Genomic DNA, 23,666 nt, shown 5'->3' with positions numbered 1-23,666 from the left:
CTGCAATAATTCCGTTATCTAATGCGGCGCAAGACAGTTAAATGACAAGAGGATTAAGGCATGGTTGGCAGGAGCATTCTGATCGTCGACGACGAAGCGCCCATTCGCGAAATGATCGCCGTTGCGTTGGAAATGGCCGGCTATGACTGCCTCGAGGCGGAGAACTCGCAGCAGGCACACGCCATCATCGTTGACCGCAAACCGGACCTGATCCTGCTCGACTGGATGCTGCCCGGCACCTCCGGCATCGAACTGGCCCGCCGCCTCAAGCGTGACGAACTGACCGGGGACATCCCGATCATCATGCTCACCGCCAAGGGCGAAGAGGACAACAAGATTCAGGGTCTTGAAGTCGGCGCCGACGACTACATCACCAAACCGTTTTCCCCACGCGAACTGGTCGCCCGCCTCAAGGCCGTGCTGCGCCGCGCCGGTCCGACCGATGGCGAAGCGCCGATCGAAGTCGGTGGACTGCTGCTCGACCCGATCAGCCACCGCGTGACCATCGACGGCCGTCCGGCCGAGATGGGCCCGACCGAATACCGTCTGCTGCAATTCTTCATGACCCACCAGGAACGCGCCTACACGCGCGGGCAGTTGCTGGATCAGGTTTGGGGCGGCAACGTCTATGTTGAAGAGCGCACCGTCGACGTGCACATCCGGCGCCTGCGCAAGGCCCTCGGCGATGCCTACGAAAATCTGGTACAAACCGTGCGCGGCACCGGCTACCGGTTTTCCACCAAGGCCTGATCCGACCGCCAGACTCGCTGACAAGGACCGTATTTTCCGTGAATCAAAACTGGCATGGCACCCTGATTCGCCACATGCTGTTGCTGGTCACCGCTTGCCTGGTGATCGGCTTGATCAGCGGCTATTACGGCTGGAGCCTCGCTGCCGGCCTGGGCCTGTATCTGGCCTGGACGCTCAAGCAACTGCTGCGCCTGCACGAATGGCTGCGTCTGCACCAACCCGATGAAGCACCGCCCGATGGCTATGGCCTGTGGGGCGAGGTGTTCGACAGCATCTACCACCTGCAACGCCGCGACCAACGGGTACGCGGACGCCTGCAAGCGGTGATCGATCGGGTACAGGAGTCCACCGCCGCGCTCAAAGATGCAGTGATCATGCTCGACAGCGACGGCAACCTGGAATGGTGGAACCGCGCCGCCGAAACCCTGCTCGGCCTCAAGACCCCGCAGGACAGCGGCCAACCGGTGACCAACCTGGTGCGCCATCCGCGCTTCAAGGAATACTTCGAGCAGGACAGCTACGCCGAACCGCTGGAAATCCCTTCGCCGACCAATGATCGGGTGCGCATTCAGCTGTACCTCACGCGTTACGGCAACAACGAGCATCTGATGCTGGTGCGCGATGTCACGCGCATCCATCAGCTGGAACAGATGCGCAAAGACTTCATCGCCAACGTTTCCCACGAACTGCGCACGCCGCTGACGGTGATCTGCGGTTACCTGGAAACCCTGCTCGACAATGTCGAGGAAGTGAATCCGCGCTGGAGCCGCGCCCTGCAGCAGATGCAGCAACAGGGCGGGCGCATGCAGACCCTGCTCAACGACCTGCTGTTGCTGGCGAAACTGGAAGCCACCGATTACCCGTCGGACAATCAGCCGGTGCAGATCGACACCCTGCTGCAGTCGATCAAGAGCGATGCGCAGCAGTTGTCCGGGCAGAAAAACCAGAAAATCACCCTCGAAGCCGATGGCAAGATCCTGCTCAAGGGCAGCGAGGCGGAACTGCGCAGCGCCTTCTCCAACCTGGTGTTCAACGCCGTGAAGTACACCCCGGCCGAGGGCAACATCCGCATTCGCTGGTGGGGCGACGAGCAAGGCGCGCACCTGAGCGTGCAGGACTCCGGGATCGGCATCGACAGCAAGCACCTGCCGCGCCTGACCGAACGCTTCTACCGTGTCGACTCCAGTCGCAACTCCAACACCGGCGGCACCGGGCTGGGCCTGGCAATCGTCAAACACGTGTTGCTGCGCCACCGCGCACGGATGGAGATCAGCAGTGTGCCCGGTCATGGCAGCACGTTCACCTGCCACTTCGCCCCGGCCCAGGTGGCCCAGGCACGGGCCATCAGCGCCGCCGAGTGATACCGGCCAGCACGCGCCACTAGGCAATCGCCAAGTCAGCCGCTACATTGGCTGACTTGCGTCTGCCTTTCAGGCGCGACTTTTTCTCTCTTACGAATCACACGGAACCTGCAAAACTCCATCATGGACCCTTCCCCTGGCTTGTCCCTCGCTACGATTTTCGCCGATTTCGGCATGATTCTTTTCGCTCTGATCCTGGTGTTGCTCAACGGCTTCTTCGTTGCAGCGGAATTCGCCATGGTCAAACTGCGCTCGACCCGGGTCGAAGCCATCGCCGACAAGAACGGCTGGCGCGGGCACATCCTGCGCACCGTACACAGTCAGCTGGATGCGTACCTGTCGGCGTGTCAGCTCGGTATCACCCTCGCCTCCCTCGGCCTGGGCTGGGTCGGTGAACCGGCGTTCGCGCACCTGCTCGAGCCGCTGCTGAGCGCGGTCGGCGTGCAGTCGCCGGAAGTGGTCAAAGGCATTTCGTTCTTTACCGCGTTCTTCATCATTTCCTACCTGCACATCGTGGTCGGTGAGCTGGCGCCCAAGTCATGGGCGATCCGCAAACCCGAGCTGCTGTCGCTGTGGACGGCAGTGCCGCTGTACCTTTTCTACTGGGCGATGTACCCGGCGATCTACCTGCTCAACGCCAGCGCCAACGCGATTCTGCGCATCGCCGGCCAAGGCGAACCCGGCCCGCACCACGAGCATCATTACAGCCGCGAAGAACTGAAACTGATCCTGCACTCCAGCCGTGGTCAGGACCCGAGCGACCAGGGCATGCGCGTGCTGGCCTCGGCGGTGGAGATGGGCGAACTGGAAGTGGTCGACTGGGCCAACTCCCGCGAAGACCTGATCACCCTCGAATTCAACGCACCACTGAAAGAAATCCTCGCGATGTTCCGTCGCCACAAGTTCAGCCGGTATCCGGTGTACGACAGCGAACGCCAGGAGTTCGTCGGTCTGCTGCACATCAAGGACCTGTTGCTGGAACTGGCGGCGCTGGACCACATTCCCGAGTCGTTCAACCTGGCTGAACTGACCCGCCCGCTGGAGCGCGTGTCGCGGCACATGCCGCTGTCGCAATTGCTGGAGCAGTTCCGCAAGGGCGGCTCGCACTTCGCCGTGGTCGAAGAGGCCGACGGCAACATCATCGGCTACCTGACCATGGAAGACGTGCTGGAAGTGCTGGTCGGCGACATCCAGGACGAACACCGCAAGGCCGAGCGCGGGATCCTCGCGTATCAACCGGGCAAGCTGCTGGTACGCGGCGACACGCCGCTGTTCAAAGTTGAACGCCTGCTCGGTATCGACCTGGATCACATCGAAGCGGAAACCCTCGCCGGGCTGGTCTACGAGACCCTCAAGCGCGTCCCGGAAGAGGAAGAAGTGCTGGAAGTCGAAGGCCTGCGGATCATCATCAAGAAGATGAAAGGGCCGAAGATTGTGCTGGCGAAGGTGTTGATGCTGGATTGATGGGCTGACCGGGCACCGCGCCGATTCCTTCGCGAGCAGGCTCGCTCCCACAGTTGAAATGCATTCCAGGGTGGGAGCGAGCCTGCTCGCGAAGGGGCCAACGGATGCAACACATCACTGCTTGCCCAACGCAAAGTTGGGCAACGCCCCCAGCGGCTGGTTGAACTGATACGGAATCGACACCAGCCCCTGCCCGGTATTGCGCTGCACCACAAAGTGCAGGTGCGGGCCACTGCTGTTGCCGGTATTGCCGGACAGCGCCAGCGGGCTGCCGACCGTTACCCGCTGACCCTCGCGCACGCTCACCGAACCTTGCTTGAGGTGCAGGTACACGCCCATCGTGCCGTCGTCATGCAGCACCCGGACAAAATTGCCGGACGCATCATTGCCGCGCCCGCTCTGCGAATTTTCGGTTTTCACCACCACCCCGGCCCGTGCGGCAATGATCGGCGTGCCGACCGGCATGGCGATGTCCATCGCATACCGGTTCTTCGGCCCGTAGTGGCTGTACTGGCCGTTGGCGCCCTGACTCAGACGGAACGGCCCGCCCCGCCACGGCAAAGGATAGCGATAGCTCTGCGCGGCGCCTGCAGGGTCACCCAGCGAATACTGAAATTGCGGTGAATACACCAGCGGCTGACCCTGGGTAATCGCTGTGAGCAGCGCCAACCGGGTATTACTGCGCGCAGGCAGCACTCGGCGGATGGTCTGGGCCGGTGCGCCACGCACGTTGCTCATCCCGATAAACGCCAGCGCAATCTCGACCGGCGCATACAGATCGTTGCGCACGAACACCACGTCGGCGCCCTTCTGCTTCTTGATGTCGAGGTACACCTGGCGCTCCAGATGTTCGACCATGCGGTCCTGAAACACGAACACCTGCGAGCCTTTGCTCGGTCGGTCGCTGTACGAGACGACACCGTTGGCATCGGTGGATTTGTAGATGGTCATGGCCACAGTCGAGGTGGAGGCCAGGAAAAGACCACAGAGAAACAGCAGGCGCGCGAGCATGGGCAGGAATCTGTCGAAGGAAGGCCTGGAAAAGAGCCTAGCAGCTGAGACAGACCAGGCTAGTCGACAGATGTTTCAAATTGGCAGGTGCGGGAGATGGGTGGTGCTGTTGATGGCCCCTTCGCGAGCAGGCTCGCTCCCACATTTGAAATGCATTTCAAGGTGGGAGCGAGCCTGCTCGCGAAGACGGACTGTCAGGCGATAGAGATCAAGCGCCCGGAACGAAGTGCTTCTGCGCCGTACCGCGGGCGATCAGGCGGGAGATGTAGTCGAGCTTCTGCGCATCCTGGTCGACGAAACGGAATGTCAGTTGCAGCCAGTCGCTGTCGGCTTTCTGTTCGTGGGCAACGATGGCGTGCAGGTAGCCGTTGAGGCGGGCGATTTCGGCGTTGTCGCCCTGCTCCAGATCGAGCACGGCGCTGTCGAGAATCTGCGGCAGGGCCTCGGTGCGTTTCACCACCAACAGCGCTTCCTTGATGCTCAGGGCCTTGATCACGCATTGCTGTGTGCCGCCGGGCAGGCGCAACTGGCCCTGGCCACGACCGCCGGCGGGCGCTTTGGAGGCGGCCGGAGCCTGGACTGGCGGGCTGTTGAGCAAGCCGCGGGACAGCGCCGCAGCAGGCGCCGCCGCAGCGGCAGGCTTGGCGAACGGATTGGCCGCAGCAGCGGCCGGCGCAGCACCGACCACCGCAGGCTTGCCACCGGTCAACGCGCTCAGGGAATCGTTGCCGAATGCCGAATTCATCTTGGTCGGTGCGCTGTTCATCAGGGTGTCGAGCTTGCCGACCTTGTTCAGCGCCTGCTTGACCTTGGTCAGCAGTTGCTCGTTGGTGAACGGCTTGCTGACGTAGCCGGAAACGCCGGCCTGAATCGCCTGCACCACGTTCTCTTTATCACCACGGCTGGTGACCATGATGAATGGCATGGTCTTGAGATTGTCCTGCTCGCGGCACCAGGTCAGCAGTTCAAGACCGGACATTTCCGGCATTTCCCAGTCGCACAGCACCAGGTCGAATGCTTCCTTGGCCAACATGGCCTGAGCCTTTTTGCCGTTGATGGCATCCTCGGTGCGGATCCCCGGGAAGTAATTACGCAGGCACTTTTTCACCAGGTCGCGAATGAACGAAGCGTCGTCCACGACCAACACACTGATCTTGCTCATCCAACACCCCTATAAAAATCCCGGCAAGCATACCGCTTTGCTGATGGCACATTGCCAACAATCTTCAGTCACGCCGGGACTTTTCGTTCGCGGGTGCTGCTTTTCAATTCGATTCTCTGTTCAAGCGCCATAAACAAAAACGCCCGGCCAAAGGGCCGGGCGCTTTTCTCAGGCAATCTTACTTATCGTCAGCATCGCCCGGAACATTAGCGGTTTCGCCGCTTGTGCCTTGAACTTCTTCTTTCATGCGTTTGAGGCCCAGGTGCCGCACATCGGTGCCGCGTACCAGGTAGATCACCAACTCCGAGATGTTGCGCGCGTGGTCGCCGATACGCTCCAGCGAACGCAGCACCCAGATGATGCTCAGAACCCGCGAAATGGAGCGCGGGTCTTCCATCATGTAGGTGGCCAGCTCACGCAGCGCGGTCTTGTATTCACGGTCGATGACCTTGTCGTATTGCGCCACCGACAGGGCCAGATCGGCGTCGAAGCGGGCAAACGCGTCCAGCGCATCGCGCACCATGTTGCGCACCTGGTCGCCGATATGACGCACTTCGACATAACCGCGCGGCGCTTCGCCTTCTTCGCACAGCTGGATGGCGCGGCGGGCGATCTTGGTCGCTTCGTCGCCGATGCGCTCCAGATCGATCACCGACTTGGAGATGCTGATGATCAGACGCAGGTCGGACGCCGCCGGCTGACGACGGGCGAGAATGCGCAGGCATTCTTCGTCGATGTTGCGTTCCATCTGATTGATCTGGTCGTCGATCTCGCGCACCTGCTGAGCCAGGCCGGAGTCGGCCTCGATCAGCGCGGTGACCGCGTCGTTGACCTGCTTCTCGACCAGCCCGCCCATGGCCAGGAGGTGGCTGCGCACTTCCTCAAGCTCGGCGTTGAACTGCGCGGAGATGTGGTGGGTAAGGCCTTCTTTACTAATCATGTTGGCGTCCTTGGAGCGTCCGGTAAGGTGCGGTGGGCCGCAGCGTCAATTCTGTGAATAACCGCAACTGTCAGCCATAACGACCGGTGATGTAGTCTTCGGTCTGTTTCTTCGCCGGATTGGTGAACAGGGTATCGGTGTCGCCGAATTCCACCAGTTTGCCCATGTACATGAACGCCGTGTAGTCGGAAACCCGCGCGGCCTGCTGCATGTTGTGGGTCACGATGACGATGGTGAACTTTGACTTCAGCTCGTAGATCAGCTCTTCGACTTTCAGGGTCGAGATCGGGTCGAGGGCCGAGCACGGCTCGTCGAGCAGCAACACTTCCGGCTCAACCGCGATGGTGCGGGCAATCACCAGACGCTGCTGCTGACCACCGGACAGGCCGAGTGCCGAGTCATGCAGACGGTCTTTGACCTCATCCCAGAGGGCCGCGCCTTTCAACGCCCACTCGACGGCTTCGTCGAGGATGCGCTTCTTGTTGATGCCTTGAATGCGCAGACCGTAGACCACATTTTCGTAAATGGTCTTGGGGAACGGGTTGGGCTTCTGGAACACCATGCCGACGCGCCGACGTAGTTCGGCGACGTCTTCACCCTTGCGGTAGATGTTGTTGCCGTACAGGTTGATCGCACCTTCGACACGGCAGCCGTCAACCAGGTCGTTCATGCGGTTGAAGGTGCGCAGCAGCGTGGACTTGCCGCAGCCGGACGGGCCGATAAACGCGGTCACGCGCTGTTTCGGGATGTTCATGCTGACGTCGAACAGCGCCTGCTTCTCACCGTAGAACAGGCTCAGGCCCGGGACTTCGATGGCCACCGTTTCCTGCTCGAGGCTCAGGCTCTGCTTGTCGCGACCCAGGGCCGACATGTTGATGCCGTGGGTATGTGTTTCGTGCTGCATGGGAGGCTCCCTGTGCTAACAAATTCGGTTCGGTTTTTGTGGGAGCCAGCCTGCTGGCGATTCAGGCGCTGCGGTTTGTCTATGAAACCGCGGTGATGCCTTCGCGAGCAGGCTCGCTCCCACATAGAAATCAGTGCTGCAAAATCAGCTATCCAGTGCTTTGTATTTTTCGCGCAGGTGGTTACGAATCCACACCGCCGACAGGTTCAATGTGGCGATCACCAGCACCAGCAGCAACGCCGTGGCGTACACCAGCGGCCGTGCCGCTTCGACGTTCGGGCTCTGGAAGCCGACGTCATAGATGTGGAAGCCCAGGTGCATGATCTTCTGGTCCAGGTGCAGGTACGGGTAATTGCCGTCCACTGGCAGCGACGGTGCCAGTTTCACTACACCCACCAGCATCAGCGGCGCCACTTCACCGGCGGCGCGAGCCACGGCGAGGATCATGCCGGTCATCATGGCCGGGCTGGCCATTGGCAGGACGATCTTCCACAGCGTCTCGGCCTTGGTCGCGCCCAGTGCCAGCGAGCCTTCACGGACGGTACGCGGGATACGCGCCAGACCTTCCTCGGTCGCCACGATCACCACCGGTACCGCCAGCAGCGCCAGAGTCAGCGAAGCCCAGAGCAGACCCGGTGTGCCGAACGTCGGCGCCGGCAGCGCTTCAGGGAAGAACAGACGGTCGACCGAACCACCCAGCACGTAGACGAAGAAGCCCAGACCGAACACGCCGTAGACGATCGCCGGCACACCGGCGAGATTGTTCACCGCGATGCGGATCACTCGGGTCAGGGTGTTCTGCTTGGCGTATTCACGCAGGTACACCGCCGCCAGCACGCCGAACGGGGTGACGATCATCGCCATGATCAGGGTCATCATCACGGTGCCGAAGATCGCCGGGAAGATCCCGCCTTCGGTGTTCGCTTCACGCGGATCGTCGGAAAGGAATTCCCAGACCTTGCTGAAGTAGAAACCGATCTTGGTCATCGTGCCCATGGCATTCGGCTGATAGGCGTGAACCACTTTGCCCAGGCTGATTTCGATCTCTTTGCCGTTGGCATCGCGAGCAGTCAACGCGTCGCGGTTGAACTGCGCATGCAGATCGCTCAGGCGTGCTTCGACATCCTGATAACGCGCGTTCAGCTCGGCACGCTCGGCGTCCATGTCCGCTTGCGCGGTGGCGTCGAGCTTGCCGTCGAGTTCCAGTTTGCGCCCGTGCAGACGGATGCGCTCCAGCCCTGAGTTGATCGCCCCGATGTCAGTCTTTTCCAGCGATTTGAGTTGGGCCGCCAGGCCGTTCACCCGGTTGATCCGCGCTTGCAACTCAGGCCACGCCGCTTCACCTTCGGCGATCACCTTGCCGTCCTGTTTGACGTTGACCAGGTAGCCGTAGAAGTTGCCCCACTCGCGACGCTCGATCGCCATCAGTTCCGGCGGCGTGGTCTGCTTGGTCAGCCACTCGCCGACCACCCAGGTGAAGTCGTTGCCGTTCAGGTCGCGGTTGCCGACCTTGATCAGCTCGCGGGTCATGAATTCCGGGCCCTGATCAGGCACCGGCAGGCCGGCGCTTTTCAGGCGTGCGCGCGGTACTTCTTCTTTCTGTACCACTTCGCCGATGACCAGGTGATTGGCTTGGCCCGGTACGTCGTAGCTGGCGTGGATCAGGTCCGCCGGCCAGAAGTGACCCAGACCGCGCACGGCAATCACCGCCAGCAGGCCAATGGTCATGATGACCGCGATGGACACCGCGCCACCGCTGATCCAGACGCCCGGGGCGCCGCTCTTGAACCATCCATTCAGGGAGTTCTGTTTCACAGACTTCTACCTTTCTTAAAGCGACGAGTATTTCTTGCGCAGACGCTGACGAATCAGTTCTGCCAGGGTGTTCATGACGAAGGTGAACAACAGCAGCACCAGCGCCGAGAGGAACAGCACGCGGTAGTGGCTGCCGCCGACTTCCGACTCGGGCATTTCCACCGCGACGTTGGCGGCCAGGGTGCGCAGGCCTTCGAACAGGTTCATTTCCATGACCGGGGTGTTACCCGTGGCCATCAGCACGATCATGGTTTCGCCGACCGCACGGCCCATACCGATCATCAGCGCCGAGAAAATGCCCGGGCTGGCGGTGAGGATCACCACCCGGGTCATGGTCTGCCACGGCGTGGCACCGAGCGCCAGGGAACCGAGGGTCAGGCCACGCGGCACACTGAACACGGCATCTTCGGCAATCGAGTAGATGTTCGGGATCACCGCAAAACCCATCGCCAGACCGACCACCAGAGCGTTGCGCTGGTCGTAGGTGATGCCCAGGTCGTGGGAGATCCACATGCGCATGTCACCGCCGAAGAACCAGTTCTCCATGTACGGGCTCATGTACAGCGACAACCAACCGACAAACAGAATCACCGGAATCAGCAGTGCACTTTCCCAGCCATCCGGGACTTTCAGGCGGATCGACTCGGGTAGACGACTGAAAGTGAAACCGGCCACCAGAATGCCGATCGGCAACAGCATCAGCAGGCTGAAGATGCCCGGCAGATGCCCTTCCACATACGGGGCGAGGAACAGACCGGCGAAGAACCCGAGGATCACCGTCGGCATCGCTTCCATCAGCTCGATCACCGGTTTGACCTTGCGGCGCATGCCCGGGGCCATGAAGTACGCGGTGTAGATCGCTGCGGCAACCGCCAGCGGTGCCGCCAGCAGCATGGCGTAGAACGCGGCTTTCAGGGTGCCGAAGGTCAGTGGCGAGAGGCTCAGTTTCGGTTCGAAATCGGTGTTGGCCGCCGTCGATTGCCAGACGTATTTAGGCTCGTCGTAGTTCTCGTACCAGACCTTGCTCCACAGCGCGCTCCACGACACTTCCGGGTGCGGGTTGTCGAGCAGCAGCGGTTGCAGCTTGCCGCCGGCCTCGACGATCACCCGGTTGGCGCGCGGCGACAGGCCGAACAGGCCCTGACCTTCGGCCACCGGCTCGACCAGCAACGTGCGGTGCGCGGTGCTGTGGAACACACCGAGCTTGCCGCTGGCATCAAGGGCCACGAAGCCCTTGCGACGCTCTTCGGCAGTGATTTCAACGATCGGCGTGGTGCCCATCTGGAAAGTACGGATCTGCTTCAGGCGCAGTTCGCCATCGGTATCACGGGCCATGAACCACTGGGCCAGGCCACCCTTGGAGTCACCGATGATCAGCGAGATGCCGCCCACCAGTTGCGTGCTCGCGGTGACTTCGGCGTCAGCGTTTTCCAGCAGTTTGTAGCGACCGTTGAGGCTCTTGTCGCGCAGGCTGAACACGTCGGCCTGGGCGCGCCCGTTGACCACGTACAGCCATTGCTGGCGCGGATCGACGAAGATGTTTTTCACCGGCTCGGTCATCTGCGGCAGTTCGATACGCTTCTGCTCGTTGGTGACTTCGCCGGTCATCATGTTTTCTTCGCTGGTCAGCGACAGCACATTAAGTTGCGCACCGGTCGAACCCACCAGCATCAACGTCGAATCGGTCGCATTGAGGCTCACGTGCTCCAGTGCCCCGCCGCTCTCGTTCACAGCGATCGGCGCTTCGCCGTACGGGTATTCGATGGCCGGGGTGATGGTTTTCTTGCCATCGGGATAGCTGACTTTATAGGTGTGACGGAACACCAGCGCCTGGCCGTTGGACAGGCCCACCGCTACCAGCGGATGACCTGGCTGATCTTCGCCAATGGAAGTGACGGTCGCGCCAGCAGGAACCGGCAGATCGACGCGCTTCAATTCAGCGCCACTGTCGATGTCGAAGAACAGCGCCTGGCCTTTGTCGGAAACGCGCATCGCCACCTGATTCTGCTCTTCGAGCGAAATCATCAGCGGCTTGCCGGCGTCCTGCATCCAGGCCGGGGTAATGGCATCTTTCGCGGTCAGGCTGGCACCCTGGAACAACGGGGCAACGACGTAGGCGAGGAAGAAGAAGATCAGCGTGATGGCTGCCAGCACCGCCAGACCGCCAACGAGGACGTACCAGCGGGTGAAGCGATCCTTGAGCGCGCGAATGCGGCGCTTGCGTTGCAACTCAGGCGTATTGAAGTCAATGCGCTTGGGAGGGTTCGTAGTCATTTTGGAATTGGCCAGATCATTCATGCGCACACCCTAGCGATCCTGTATGACAGAAAGATGACAATGCAGTGACGCAGCAAATCCGCCGCCAGCAGGGCACTGGCAGTGGATAAAAGAATTCGGGGAGTGTGGGGCGAACTTGCTCGCGAAAGTGCCGGTTCTGAAGGCCGCTTCGCGAGCAGGCTCGCTCCCACATGAGTCAGGCGGGGTTCACCCCCTGACTCAGTTTGTTACTTTTTTGCGACTTCAGCGCCGCCTTCCTGCAGACCCAGGTCAGCCAGTGCTTTTGCAGCAACCTTGGCTGGCAGTGGGATGTAGCCGTCTTTCACCACCACTTCCTGGCCCTGTTTGGACAGAACCAGTTTCACGAACTCGGCTTCCAGCGGGGCCAGAGGCTTGTTCGGGGCCTTGTTCACGTAAACGTAGAGGAAGCGCGACAGTGGGTACTTGCCGTTCAGGGCGTTTTCTTCGGTGTCTTCGATGAAGTCAGTGCTGCCTTTCTTCGACAGAGCAACAGTCTTCACGCTGGCAGTCTTGTAGCCGATGCCCGAGTAGCCGATGCCGTTCAGCGAGGAGCTGATCGACTGCACAACCGACGCCGAACCTGGTTGTTCGTTGACGTTAGGCTTGTAGTCGCCTTTGCACAGGGCTTCTTCCTTGAAGTAGCCGTAAGTGCCGGATACCGAGTTACGACCGAACAGTTGCACTGGCTTGTTGGCCAGGTCGCCGGTCACACCCAGGTCGCCCCAGGTTTTCACGTCGGCTTTGGCGCCGCACAGACGGGTGGACGAGAAGATCGCGTCAACCTGTTCCATGGTCAGGTGCTGGATCGGGTTGTCCTTGTGCACGAACACCGCCAGGGCGTCCACGGCCACCGGGATAGCGGTTGGCTTGTAGCCGTATTTCTGCTCGAAGGCCGCCAGTTCGGTGTCCTTCATCTTGCGGCTCATCGGGCCCAGGTTGGAGGTGCCTTCAGTCAGCGCAGGTGGCGCGGTGGCGGAGCCAGCAGCCTGAATCTGGATGTTTACGTTCGGGTATTCTTTCTTGTAGTTCTCAGCCCACAGGGTCATGAGGTTGGCCAGAGTGTCGGAACCAACGCTGGACAAGTTGCCCGATACACCGGTGACCTTGGTGTAAGCCGGAATTGCCGGGTCAACGCCAGCGGCTACCGCGTGGGCAGTCGCAACGCCAGCAGCGACAAAAGTCATTGCCGCCATCAAACGCTTCAGTTTCATGCCTTACTCCTAGCAGATAGGGTGTGTTAAGTCGGGGCCAAGTATCAGCAGGCCGTGTGAACACTCTATGGCTGAAATATGACAATTGGATGAAAGGCCAGCATCGGAGTTTTTACTGGATGATTCGAGTCATCCCCCTTCGCGAGCAGGCTCGCTCCCACAGTTGAAATGCATTCCAATGTAGGAGCGAGCCTACTCGCGAAGGGGCCGGTACTGCTGGAGGAAATTACGGATCAGCGACCCTTGTTCCAGAGCCACGCGCCAACAAGAATCCCCATCGTGCACAGCACCGCCACATAGTAGGCCGGGCCCATCGCACTCTCTTTAAGCAGCAGGCTGACCACCATCGGCGTCAGGCCACCGAAGATCGCGTACGCCACGTTGTACGAGAACGACAGCCCGCTGAAGCGCACCACCGGCGGGAACGCCTTGACCATCACGTATGGCACCGCACCGATGGTGCCGACCAGCAGACCGGTCAGGGCATACAGCGGGAACAGCCAGTTCGGGTGATCGGCGAGGCTGTGATAGAAAGTCCAGGAGCTGATCAGCAGGCCCAGGCTACCGAAGACAAACACCCGGCCGGCACCGAATCGGTCCGCCAGGGCACCGGAGATGATGCAACCGACGCTGAGGAACACGATCGCCAGGCTGTTCGATTGCAGCGCCACCGTTGGCGAGAAGTGATAGACCGTCTGCAGCACGGTCGGGGTCATCAGGATCACCACGACGATACCGGCGGACAGCAGCCAGGTCAGCAGCATCGAGATCGCAATCGCCCCGCGATGGTCACGCAGCACCGCACGCAGCGGTACTTCTTCGGCCAGCGCCTTGCGCAGTTGCAATTCGGCGAACACCGGGGTTTCGTGCAGCCAGCGGCGCAGATAGACCGAGAACAGGCCGAAGACGCCGCCGAGCAGGAATGGAATTCGCCAGGCGTAGTCGGACACCTCCACTGGCGTGTAGATGCTGTTGATTGCCGTGGCGACCAGCGAGCCGAGCAAAATGCCGGCAGTGAGGCCGCTGGTCAGGGTGCCGCAGGCGTAGCCGATGTGCTTTTGCGGCACGTGTTCGGAAACGAAGACCCACGCCCCCGGCACCTCTCCGCCAATCGCTGCGCCCTGGATCACCCGCATCAGCAGCAACAGAATCGGCGCCCACAGGCCGATCTGAGCGTAGGTCGGCAGCAGACCCATGATCAGGGTCGGCACGGCCATCATGAAAATGCTCAGGGTGAACATTTTCTTGCGCCCCAGCAGGTCGCCGAAGTGCGCCATGACGATGCCGCCCAGCGGCCGCGCGAGGTAACCGGCGGCGAAAATGCCGAAGGTCTGCATCAGGCGCAGCCACTCGGGCATGTCGGCCGGGAAGAACAGCTTGCCGACCACGGTGGCGAAGAACACGAAGATGATGAAATCGTAAAACTCCAGCGCACCGCCCAAGGCCGATAGCGACAGAGTCTTGTAATCATTGCGGGTCAGGGGGCGTGCAGGTTGCTCGGGCTGCGCGAGGCTCGAAGGCGCTGTGGTCATGGCAAGGGCTTCTCTTATAGGCGGATCTACCGCCACAACAACGCTGGCTGTGGCTTGGGCAGGTTCGGCACCATAGCAAATTGTTCGAAAAAGCACATAGAGGCGCGTATTTGCCGGTCAAAATCAGAACCCGATGGTCGTCGCGGAGTCTACCGACCGATATACTCGCAACCTTGCTCCGGTTTGTAGGGGGTTGCTGTGCGAAAACGTCGTTGGCCCGGCTTTTGAACGGGATCAGCCGGTTTCGCAGAGTTTCCCCTTTAGGCGCCTATGGAAAACGTGACGAACGCAGTATGTTCGGTGCTGAATCGTTTTTCCTGAAGACGGCTACCACCAGCAATACCAACGAAGAGTCACGGGTCAGAGGCACCCCCGGCATGATAGAGCTCGAACAAGAAGATCCGATCCCGCAAGGCGACCTGGCCTTGCAAATCACCGCACTCCCGCGCGAAACCAACGGCTTTGGCGATATTTTCGGCGGCTGGCTGGTGGCGCAGATGGACCTGGCGGGGACCGCGATGGCCAGCCGCGTTGCCGGTGGCCGTGTGGCGACCGTGGCCATCGACCGCATGGCCTTTCTGGTGCCGGTCGCGGTCGGTGCGCAATTGTCCTTTTATACCCAGACCCTGGAAATCGGCCGCAGCTCGATCCAGATGATGGTCGAAGTGTGGAGCGACGATCCGCTGTCCAGCGAGTGGCGTAAAGTGACCGAGGCGGTGTTCGTCTTCGTCGCCATCGACGGCAGCGGTCGCACCCGCTCGGTGCCGCCGCGCGCACGTTAAACCTCGCCGCGGTTTTGCGGTCGATAGTCGTCCCAAGTGTCTGATCGAGAGCTGTCCCATGAACACGCCCAGCGTTGAAGCCGTGAAACTGGATGAACTGAACTGCTGGCGCATCCGCCACGGTCAGGCCGAAGTGCTGGTCGCCCAGCAAGGCGCGCACATCCTCAGTTATCAGATCGACGGCCAGCCGCCGATCATCTGGCTCAACGACAAGGCTGTATTCAAGACCGGCAAGAGCATCCGCGCCGGTGTGCCGGTGTGCTGGCCGTGGTTCGGCAAGTTCGAACGCAACCCGCAGCACGTGCAGGCCATGTACACCGGTGAGCAACCGGCACCCGCACACGGTCTGGTGCGAGCGATGGATTGGGAGCTGGGCGGCATCGAATCAGAGGCTGATGGCGTCAAGGTCGAATTCAAGCTGCCCTACCCAGAAGGTGGCCTGCCGGGCTGGCCGCATCAGGTCGACCTGACCCTGACCCTGCATCTGAATGATCAGTTGCACATCAGCCTGACCAGCCAAAACCGGGGTGCCGAAGCCGTCAGCATCAGCCAGGCGCTGCACACTTATTTCGCGGTCAGCGATGTTCGCAACGTGCACGTCGACGGTGTGGACGGTCTGGATTACATCGAGACCTTGGACAACTGGAAGACCAACGCCCAGAAGGGTGACCTGTATTTTGCCGGCGAAACCGATCGCATCTACCTCGACGCCCCGCCGCAGTTGAGCATCGTCGACCCGACCTGGGAACGACGCATCGTGCTGACCGCCACTGGCTCACGCACCGCCGTGATCTGGAACCCGTGGGTCGACCGCGCGGCAGCGCTGACCGACATGGACAACGATGGCTGGCAGCGCATGCTGTGCATCGAGACGGCGAATGTTATGAATGATGTGGTGAATCTGGCGTCGGGTGCGAGCCATACGATGGGTGTCAGCGTCGGTAGTAAACCGCTTTAACCAGTACCGCAAAACAAAATGTGGGAGCGAGCCTGCTCGCGAATGCGTTATGTCAGCCACTCTTCAAGTGTCTGATACACCGCTTTCGCGAGCAGGCTCGCTCCCACAGTTGTTTTGGGGTGACGATTACAGATCGGACTCCTGCACCACCCGCACCTTGTCCGCATCCAGCGCATACGCCGCATCGGCCAGGTCATTACTGACTTTCTCGATCTTCAGCGTGCCGGTCACCCACAGCGGCGTGTAGATGTCATCCAGCTTCAAGCCCTTGGGATAACGCACCAGCACCAGTTGATTCGGCGGCGGTGGCGGTACGTGGATGCACGCGCCCGGGTATGGCACGAGGAAGAACAGCGTGCTGCGACCCTTGGCATCGGATTCCAGCGGCACCGGGTAGCCACCGATGCGGATGTGCTTGTCGTTCATCGACGCCACGGTCTTGGTCGAATACATCACCGCCGGCAGGCCCTTGGCCTGTTTCATCCCGCCCTTCTCGGTGAAGGTGCCGGTGGCTTCCGGGGAGTTGTGGTCGATTTCGGGCATGGCCTCGAGGGCTTTCTGGTCCGACTTGGGCATCAGTTCCAGCCAGTCGGTTTCCGGCAGTTCGCCGGCGTGGGCCAGACCGCTGCCCAGCAAAAGGAGAGTCAACAAAAGACGGCGCATGGAGGTGCTCGGTAAAAAATGCTCGGATAAGGAAGGACGTCGGATCGCCGAGCATTCTAGCCCTCCCTGCCGCGTTGGCAGAGAGGACTTGGTCGCTTGGATCAGTTCTTTTTGATCAGGCCGTAGATCACCAGCAGCACGATCGCGCCGACCAGCGCACCGATGAAGCCTGCGCCTTGACCTGCCTGATAGATACCCAGGGCCTGGCCGCCGTAAGTGGCCGCCAGCGAACCGCCGATACCGAGCAGGATGGTCATGATCCAGCCCATGCTGTCATCGCCCGGTTTGAGGAAACGTGCCAGCAGGCCGACGATCAAGCCGATAAAGATGGTTCCGATAATTCCCATGGCATTTCCCTCTGACACTCAATAGTAGATATGCCAAAGCCTAGTCAGACTTTGGCATCCTGCCATGAGAGAACGGCGAGCCCTGAATGGTTCCGCCGCTGCCAGATGAAACTGTCGTTACTCGGCGATCAGCGCTTCGACCTTGACGATCTGCGCCTGCAGCGTCGCCATGTCGGCGCAGCGCAGGTTGGCGTGACCAACCTTGCGCCCGGCCTTGAAGGCTTTGCCGTAGTGGTGCAGATGGCAATCTTCGATGGCGATGACTTTCTCCACCGGTGGAACCACACCGATGAAGTTGAGCATCGCGCTCTCGCCGACCTTGGCCGTCGAGCCCAGCGGCAGGCCGGCCACGGCGCGCAGATGGTTTTCGAACTGGCTGCACTCGGCGCCTTCGGTGGTCCAGTGCCCGGAGTTGTGCACGCGCGGGGCGATCTCGTTGGCCTTGAGGCCACCGTCGACTTCAAAGAACTCGAACGCCATCACGCCGACGTAATCCAGCTGCTTGAGCACACGGCTGGAGTAGTCTTCGGCCAACGCCTGTAGCGGGTGATCGGTGCTCGCCACCGACAGCTTGAGGATGCCGCTGTCGTGGGTGTTGTGCACCAGCGGGTAGAAGCGGGTTTCGCCATCGCGGGCACGCACGGCGATCAGCGAAACCTCACCGGTGAACGGCACGAAGCCTTCCAGCAGGCAGGCAACGCTGCCCAGCTCGGCGAAGGTGCCGACCACGTCTTCCGGCTTGCGCAGGACCTTCTGGCCCTTGCCGTCATACCCCAGGGTGCGAGTTTTCAGCACGGCCGGCAGACCGATCGAAGCCACGGCGGCCTCCAGGTCGGCTTGCGATTGAATGTCGGCGAAGGCCGGAGTCGGAATGCCCAGGTCCTTGAACATGCTCTTCTCGAACCAGCGGTCGCGAGCGATGCGCAGGGCTTCGGCGCTCGGATAGACCGGGACGAATTGCGAGAGAAACGCCACGGTTTCGGCCGGGACGCTTTCGAACTCGAAGGTCACCAGGTCGACTTCGTCAGCCAGTTGGCGCAGGTGATCCTGATCGCCGTAATCGGCCCGCAGGTGTTCGCCCAGCGCGGCGGCACAAGCGTCCGGCGCAGGGTCGAGGAAAGCGAAGTTCATGCCCAGCGGAGTGCCCGCCAGCGCCAACATACGGCCCAACTGGCCGCCACCGATTACACCGATCTTCATCTCAACAACCTCAGGCAATACGTGGATCTGGATTGTCCAGGACGCTGTCTGTCTGCTCGGCACGGAAGGTTTTCAGTACCGCGTGGAATTGTGGATGCTTGGCGCCGAGGATGCTCGCCGACAGCAGCGCGGCGTTGATCGCGCCGGCCTTGCCGATGGCCAGGGTGGCAACCGGGATGCCCGCTGGCATCTGCACGATCGACAGCAGCGAATCGACGCCCGAGAGCATCGACGACTGCACCGGAACGCCCAGCACCGGCAGGTGGGTCTTGGCCGCACACATGCCTGGCAGGTGGGCTGCGCCACCGGCACCGGCGATGATCACCTCAATGCCGCGGCCCTCAGCCTCTTCGGCGTACTGGAACAGCAGATCCGGGGTGCGGTGGGCGGAAACCACCTTGACCTCGTACGGGATGCCGAGCTTTTCCAGCATATCGGCGGTGTGGCTAAGGGTGGACCAATCGGACTTGGAGCCCATGATCACGCCAACCAGTGCACTCATCGTCGCGCCTCTTCTCTCTGGGCGCCCGCAGGCGCGTCAAAAACAACAAGCCACGCAGGATTGCGTGGCTTGATTGTACGAAAAATGGCCGGACGTACCGGCCGAAGGCCGCGCAGTATACCGCAAAGAAGCCAATAAACAGCCCCCGAAACGACCATCTGTCAAATCAGCGAAAGGCCCGGTTTTATTGACTTGAAGGTCAGCAGAAAAGATCAAAAGATCGCAGCCTTCGGCAGCTCCTACAGGGCAAGGCATTTCAACCTGTAGGAGCTGCCGAAGGCTGCGATCTTTTCCCACAGACCCACCACTCAAGAAGCCTGTGCAGCGCCGCCTTCAAGCTTGCGCCACAGCAACCGTACGTTGGCCTTGCGCACCAGTGCGCAGCGGTACAGGCGAATTTCCAGCGGTACATGCCATTGCGGGCCGCCGCAGACCACCAGTTCGCCGCGGGCCAGCTCGGCGCGCACGCTCAGTTGCGGTACCCAGGCGATGCCGAGGCCTTCCAGGGCCATGCTTTTCAGGCTGTCGGCCATGGCGGTTTCATAGATCGTGGTAAAGCGCAGCTGACGTTGACGCAGCAAACCATTTACCGAGCGCCCGAGAAACGCCCCGGCGCTGTACGCCAGCAACGGTACGCTGACGTCACCTTCCAGATCGAACAGCGGCTTGCCTTCGGCATCCGCCGCACACACCGGGAGCATTTCGGTCTGGCCCAGGTGCAGCGACGGGAAGATTTCCGGGTCCATCTGCATCGCCGCGTCCGGGTCATAGAAAGCCAGCATCAGATCACAGCCTCCTTCGCGCAATGCATGCACCGCATCGCCAACGTTGGTCGCCACCAGCCGCGTGGCGATGTTCAGTCCTTCGTTGCGCAGTTGTGCGATCCAGCGCGGGAAAAAGCCCAGCGCCAGCGAGTGCGCGGCGGCGATCTGCATCACTTCGCCCTGCCCGCCTTCGAGGTGATGCAGGTGGCGCAGCACTTCACCGAGCTGTTCGACCACGGTGCGCGCGGTCACCAGAAACAGTTGCCCGGCCGCCGTCAGTTCGATCGGCGTGCGCGAGCGGTTGACCAGCGTCAGGCCCAGCGCCGCTTCGAGGCTGCGGATCCGCCGACTGAACGCCGGCTGGGTCACGAAACGCCGTTCTGCCGCCTGCGAGAAGCTGCGGGTGGCGGCCAAAGCACTGAAGTCCTCGAGCCATTTGCTTTCCAGATTCATCACGCCCTCCCGGGAACGCACCAAAACAGGTCACACGTCTGCCGCGCAGGCGGCGTCACACGGGCATTATGCCGAATGTGCATAGGCCAGTGTTTAACAGCATTGGCCCAAAAAATCCCGTAAGCCTAGCATTCGCAGCGTTCCGGCATAGACCGGGTCCATATCGAGATGATTTCTATCATGTCCTCCGCTGCATCTTTCCGCACAGAAAACGACCTGCTTGGCGCCCTCGAAGTACCGGCTCAAGCGTATTACGGCATCCAGACCCTGCGAGCGGTGAACAACTTCCGTCTCTCCGGCGTTCCGATTTCGCATTACCCGAAACTGGTTGTGGGTCTGGCGATGGTCAAACAGGCCGCCGCTGACGCCAACCGTGAGTTGGGTCATCTGAGCGAAGCCAAGCACGCTGCCATCAGCGAAGCCTGTGCCCGATTGATCCGCGGTGATTTCCACGAAGAATTCGTGGTCGACATGATTCAAGGTGGCGCCGGTACGTCCACCAACATGAACGCCAACGAAGTGATCGCCAACATTGCGCTCGAAGCAATGGGTCACCAGAAAGGCGAGTACCAGTACCTGCACCCGAACGACGACGTCAACATGGCGCAGTCGACCAACGACGCCTATCCGACCGCCATTCGCCTGGGTCTGCTGCTGGGTCACGATTCGCTGCTGGCCAGCCTCGACAGCCTGATTCAGGCCTTCGCCGCCAAGGGTGAAGAATTCAACCACGTGCTGAAGATGGGTCGTACCCAGCTGCAGGACGCCGTGCCGATGACCCTGGGTCAAGAGTTCCGCGCATTCGCCACCACCATGGGCGAAGACCTGGCCCGTCTGAAGACGCTGGCCCCGGAACTGCTGACTGAAGTGAACCTGGGCGGCACCGCGATCGGCACCGGCATCAACGCCGACCCGCGCTATCAAGCGCTGGCCGTTCAGCGTCTGGCGCTGATCAGCGGTCAGCCGCTGGTGCCCGCCGCCGACCTGATCGAAGCCACTTCCGACATGGGCGCCTTCGTGCTGTTCTCCGGCATGCTCAAGCGCACCGCGGTCAAGCTGTCGAAGATCTGCAACGACCTGCGCCTGCTGTCCAGCGGCCCACGCACCGGCATCAACGAGATCAACCTGCCAGCGCGTCAGCCAGGCAGCTCGATCATGCCCGGCAAGGTCAACCCGGTGATTCCGGAAGCCGTTAACCAGGTGGCCTTCCAGGTCATCGGTAACGATCTGGCGCTGACCATGGCAGCCGAAGGCGGCCAACTGCAGCTGAACGTGATGGAGCCGCTGATCGCGTTCAAGATCCTCGACTCGATCCGTCTGCTGCAACGCGCCATGGACATGCTGCGCGAGCACTGCATCGTCGGCATCACCGCCAACGAAGCCCGCTGCCGCGAACTGGTCGAGCACTCGATCGGTCTGGTCACCGCGCTGAACCCGTACATCGGCTACAAAAACGCCACCCGCATCGCCCGTATCGCCCTTGAAAGTGGCCGCGGCGTGCTGGAACTGGTGCGCGAAGAAGGCTTGCTCGACGAAGCCATGCTCGCCGACATCCTGCGCCCGGAAAACATGATTGCCCCGCGTCTGGTTCCGCTCAAAGCCTGAGCCGACGCGTTATTTGTAGCACCGCTCACCAGGTCGAGGGACTAGACACCTCTCACCTTTTGAGGGCTTGGGGATTTGTCCCCAAGCCCTTTTTTTTAACTTCTTTGCGGGCAGGACGTTAAATGTTTTGTGTATTTGATACCGCCAAGATCGCAGCCTTCGGCAGCTCCTACATGATGGATGTAACCCTGTAGGAGCTGCCGAAGGCTGCGATCTTTTGATTTTGCAGCAACTCTCGTTTCGTCGCTTGCACCACGAGCGTGCAGACGGGCGCCGCACTGATCGGTATAGTGCCGCCCCTCTTCGCGTGAGCGGTCGTCGGTAACGAGGCCATAACCCATGCGAAACCCGAACTAATAACAAACCCGCGAAATGGACCGGGACGAAACCTTCGCCTCACCTGTTGTGCCGTGCGCAAACCGGTGTAACGCGATGTTTCTGAACATCCAGCATTTGCTTACACAAAAAACAGCGAGGAAAAATCCATGCTCGAAGTCATCAACGACTTCCTCTCAGGGAAAGTACTGATCGTGCTCATTGTCGGGCTCGGTAGCTACTTCACGATTCGCTCGCGTTTCGTTCAATTGCGCCACTTCTTCCACATGTTCGCGGTGTTCCGCGACAGCCTGAAAAGCAGCGGCGGGCAACTCAGCTCGTTCCAGGCCCTGATGCTCAGCCTTGCCGGCCGCGTCGGTGCAGGCAACATCGCCGGTGTCGGCATCGCCGTGACCCTCGGTGGTCCGGGTGCGGTGTTCTGGATGTGGGTGACCGCACTGGTCGGCATGTCCAGCAGCTTCTTCGAATGCACCCTGGCCCAGGTCTACAAGCGCGCCGACGGTGACGGTCTGTACCGTGGCGGCCCGGCCTACTACATCCAGCACGGCCTGAAACTCAAAGGCATGGCGGTGGTGTTCTCGATCCTGTTGCTGGTCACCTACGGCTTCGCCTTCATCGGCCTGCAGTCCTACACCGTGACCCACTCGCTGCAAAACGCCTTTGCCTTCGACCCGCGCCACACCGGGATCGTCCTGGCGGTGCTGCTGGCCATCACCTTCATCGGCGGTATCAAGCGCATCGCTGCGGTGTCCGACCTGTTGGTGCCGGTCAAGACCCTGGCCTATATCGGCGTGACCCTGTACGTGATCGGCACCCAGATCGAACACGTGCCAGCCATGCTGGAAACCATCTTCAAAAGCGCCTTCGGCCTCGACCCGGCCTTCGGCGGCCTGCTCGGCAGCGCCATCGTCATGGGCGTGAAGCGTGGCGTGTTCGCCAACGAAGCGGGCCTGGGCAGTGCGCCGAACGTCGCCGCCGTGGCCTCGGTGAAACACCCGGGCGCTCAGGGCGTAGTTCAGGCCTTCAGCGTGTTCCTCGACACCTTCGTGATCTGCACCTGCACCGCGCTGCTGATCCTGCTGTCGGGCTTCTACACCCCGGGTTTCGAAGGTGACGGCATCGTCCTGACCCAGAACTCGCTGGCCGCCGTGGTCGGTGACTGGGGCCGCATCTTCGTCAGTGTTGCGCTGTCGCTGTTCGTCTTCACCTGCATCCTCTACAACTACTATCTGGGCGAAAACAGCCTGCAGTTCCTCAGCCGCAACCGCGCCGTGCTGATGGTGTTCCGCGGTCTGGTCCTGGCGCTGGTGGTATGGGGTTCGATGCAGGATCTGTCGACCGTGTTCGCCTTCGCCGACATCACGATGACCTGCCTGGCCTTCGTCAACCTGATGGCCCTGGCCATGCTGTTCAAGGTCGGCATGCGTGTCATGCGCGACTACGACGAGCAGCGCCGCGCCGGCATCAAGCAGCCGGTGTTCGACTCCAGCAAATTTGCCGATCTGGATCTGGACCTGAAGGCCTGGCCGACCGAGGCGCCAGCCGTCGGCAAGACCGCAGTCGAGCCGCAAGGCATCCCTGCAGCGCAACGCTGACAGGTGAATGACG

General features: G+C 61.2%; 20 protein-coding genes. 7 read left to right on the top strand and 13 right to left on the bottom strand.

The window, feature by feature from the left end; genetic code table 11:
- The first annotated feature begins 60 nt into the window (after positions 1-60).
- The 3 genes from phoB (at position 61) to ACM6HV_RS08065 (ending at position 3,575) form a co-directional block, all read left to right on the top strand.
- Positions 61-750 (top strand): phosphate regulon transcriptional regulator PhoB, encoded by a 690-nt coding sequence (gene phoB, locus ACM6HV_RS08075; protein WP_003229608.1) that lies wholly within the window; start codon positions 61-63, stop codon positions 748-750.
- Positions 751-824: 74 nt separating this feature from the next.
- Positions 825-2,111 carry a phosphate regulon sensor histidine kinase PhoR gene (gene phoR / locus ACM6HV_RS08070; RefSeq protein WP_217436730.1) on the top strand — a complete coding sequence of 429 codons (1,287 nt, stop codon included), beginning with the start codon at positions 825-827 and terminating at the stop codon, positions 2,109-2,111.
- Positions 2,112-2,234: 123 nt separating this feature from the next.
- Positions 2,235-3,575, top strand: coding sequence for a hemolysin family protein (locus ACM6HV_RS08065; protein ID WP_007962298.1), 1,341 nt, complete (start codon positions 2,235-2,237; stop codon positions 3,573-3,575).
- 114 nt (positions 3,576-3,689) lie between these two features.
- Here the strand turns inward: ACM6HV_RS08065 and ACM6HV_RS08060 are convergent, their stop codons facing one another.
- The 8 genes from ACM6HV_RS08060 to ACM6HV_RS08025 all read right to left on the bottom strand — a co-directional run bounded on the left by ACM6HV_RS08060 (position 3,690) and on the right by ACM6HV_RS08025 (position 14,448).
- Complete coding sequence (locus tag ACM6HV_RS08060) at positions 3,690-4,586, bottom strand: peptidoglycan DD-metalloendopeptidase family protein (protein WP_414903933.1); 897 nt, start codon at positions 4,584-4,586, stop codon at positions 3,690-3,692.
- A 208-nt stretch (positions 4,587-4,794) separates the two neighbouring features.
- Positions 4,795-5,748 (bottom strand): response regulator, encoded by a 954-nt coding sequence (locus tag ACM6HV_RS08055; protein ID WP_414903932.1) that lies wholly within the window; start codon positions 5,746-5,748, stop codon positions 4,795-4,797.
- 178 nt (positions 5,749-5,926) lie between these two features.
- Positions 5,927-6,688 carry a phosphate signaling complex protein PhoU gene (phoU, locus tag ACM6HV_RS08050; RefSeq protein WP_007962290.1) on the bottom strand — a complete coding sequence of 254 codons (762 nt, stop codon included), beginning with the start codon at positions 6,686-6,688 and terminating at the stop codon, positions 5,927-5,929.
- 70 nt (positions 6,689-6,758) lie between these two features.
- Entirely contained in the window at positions 6,759-7,592 is an 834-nt protein-coding gene (gene pstB, locus ACM6HV_RS08045; protein WP_007962289.1) for a phosphate ABC transporter ATP-binding protein PstB, read from the bottom strand.
- Between the two features lie 144 nt (positions 7,593-7,736).
- On the bottom strand, positions 7,737-9,407 hold the full coding sequence (pstA, locus tag ACM6HV_RS08040) for a phosphate ABC transporter permease PstA (protein WP_414903931.1): 1,671 nt from the start codon (positions 9,405-9,407) through the stop codon (positions 7,737-7,739).
- A gap of 15 nt (positions 9,408-9,422) precedes the next feature.
- Complete coding sequence (locus tag ACM6HV_RS08035; RefSeq protein WP_174376841.1) at positions 9,423-11,456, bottom strand: ABC transporter permease subunit; 2,034 nt, start codon at positions 11,454-11,456, stop codon at positions 9,423-9,425.
- A 455-nt stretch (positions 11,457-11,911) separates the two neighbouring features.
- Complete coding sequence (locus ACM6HV_RS08030; protein WP_086792482.1) at positions 11,912-12,916, bottom strand: phosphate ABC transporter substrate-binding protein PstS; 1,005 nt, start codon at positions 12,914-12,916, stop codon at positions 11,912-11,914.
- A gap of 233 nt (positions 12,917-13,149) precedes the next feature.
- The gene (locus ACM6HV_RS08025) at positions 13,150-14,448 is read right to left on the bottom strand and encodes an MFS transporter (protein ID WP_414903930.1); all 1,299 of its coding nucleotides are present in this window, start codon (positions 14,446-14,448) and stop codon (positions 13,150-13,152) included.
- A gap of 377 nt (positions 14,449-14,825) precedes the next feature.
- Between ACM6HV_RS08025 and ACM6HV_RS08020 the strand changes: the two genes are divergently transcribed.
- Positions 14,826-15,230 carry an acyl-CoA thioesterase gene (locus tag ACM6HV_RS08020; RefSeq protein ID WP_003229628.1) on the top strand — a complete coding sequence of 135 codons (405 nt, stop codon included), beginning with the start codon at positions 14,826-14,828 and terminating at the stop codon, positions 15,228-15,230.
- 58 nt (positions 15,231-15,288) lie between these two features.
- Entirely contained in the window at positions 15,289-16,188 is a 900-nt protein-coding gene (locus tag ACM6HV_RS08015; RefSeq protein ID WP_414903929.1) for a D-hexose-6-phosphate mutarotase, read from the top strand.
- Between the two features lie 126 nt (positions 16,189-16,314).
- Here the strand turns inward: ACM6HV_RS08015 and ACM6HV_RS08010 are convergent, their stop codons facing one another.
- The 5 genes from ACM6HV_RS08010 to ACM6HV_RS07990 form a co-directional block, all read right to left on the bottom strand.
- Complete coding sequence (locus tag ACM6HV_RS08010; protein ID WP_007962278.1) at positions 16,315-16,851, bottom strand: DUF3299 domain-containing protein; 537 nt, start codon at positions 16,849-16,851, stop codon at positions 16,315-16,317.
- Positions 16,852-16,952: 101 nt separating this feature from the next.
- The gene (locus ACM6HV_RS08005; protein ID WP_003229635.1) at positions 16,953-17,198 is read right to left on the bottom strand and encodes a GlsB/YeaQ/YmgE family stress response membrane protein; all 246 of its coding nucleotides are present in this window, start codon (positions 17,196-17,198) and stop codon (positions 16,953-16,955) included.
- Between the two features lie 117 nt (positions 17,199-17,315).
- Positions 17,316-18,398: a 5-(carboxyamino)imidazole ribonucleotide synthase gene (locus tag ACM6HV_RS08000; protein ID WP_414903928.1), complete on the bottom strand. Its 1,083-nt coding sequence runs from the start codon at positions 18,396-18,398 to the stop codon at positions 17,316-17,318.
- A gap of 10 nt (positions 18,399-18,408) precedes the next feature.
- Positions 18,409-18,900 (bottom strand): 5-(carboxyamino)imidazole ribonucleotide mutase, encoded by a 492-nt coding sequence (gene purE, locus ACM6HV_RS07995; RefSeq protein WP_003229641.1) that lies wholly within the window; start codon positions 18,898-18,900, stop codon positions 18,409-18,411.
- A gap of 308 nt (positions 18,901-19,208) precedes the next feature.
- The gene (locus ACM6HV_RS07990; protein WP_414903927.1) at positions 19,209-20,117 is read right to left on the bottom strand and encodes a LysR substrate-binding domain-containing protein; all 909 of its coding nucleotides are present in this window, start codon (positions 20,115-20,117) and stop codon (positions 19,209-19,211) included.
- Between the two features lie 180 nt (positions 20,118-20,297).
- Here ACM6HV_RS07990 and aspA point away from each other — a divergent pair, with 180 nt between their 5' ends.
- Both aspA and ACM6HV_RS07980 read left to right on the top strand, forming a co-directional pair.
- Positions 20,298-21,722 carry an aspartate ammonia-lyase gene (gene aspA / locus ACM6HV_RS07985; protein WP_041474969.1) on the top strand — a complete coding sequence of 475 codons (1,425 nt, stop codon included), beginning with the start codon at positions 20,298-20,300 and terminating at the stop codon, positions 21,720-21,722.
- Positions 21,723-22,207: 485 nt separating this feature from the next.
- Positions 22,208-23,653: an alanine/glycine:cation symporter family protein gene (locus ACM6HV_RS07980; protein ID WP_414903926.1), complete on the top strand. Its 1,446-nt coding sequence runs from the start codon at positions 22,208-22,210 to the stop codon at positions 23,651-23,653.
- Positions 23,654-23,666: the final 13 nt, after the last annotated feature.

The sequence above is a fragment of the Pseudomonas sp. IT-P260 genome, from assembly GCF_949768395.1.
GTDB lineage: Bacteria > Pseudomonadota > Gammaproteobacteria > Pseudomonadales > Pseudomonadaceae > Aquipseudomonas > Aquipseudomonas parakoreensis.
Note: the sequence above shows the minus strand (reverse complement) of the source record. Positions and strands in the feature narration are given on the sequence as shown.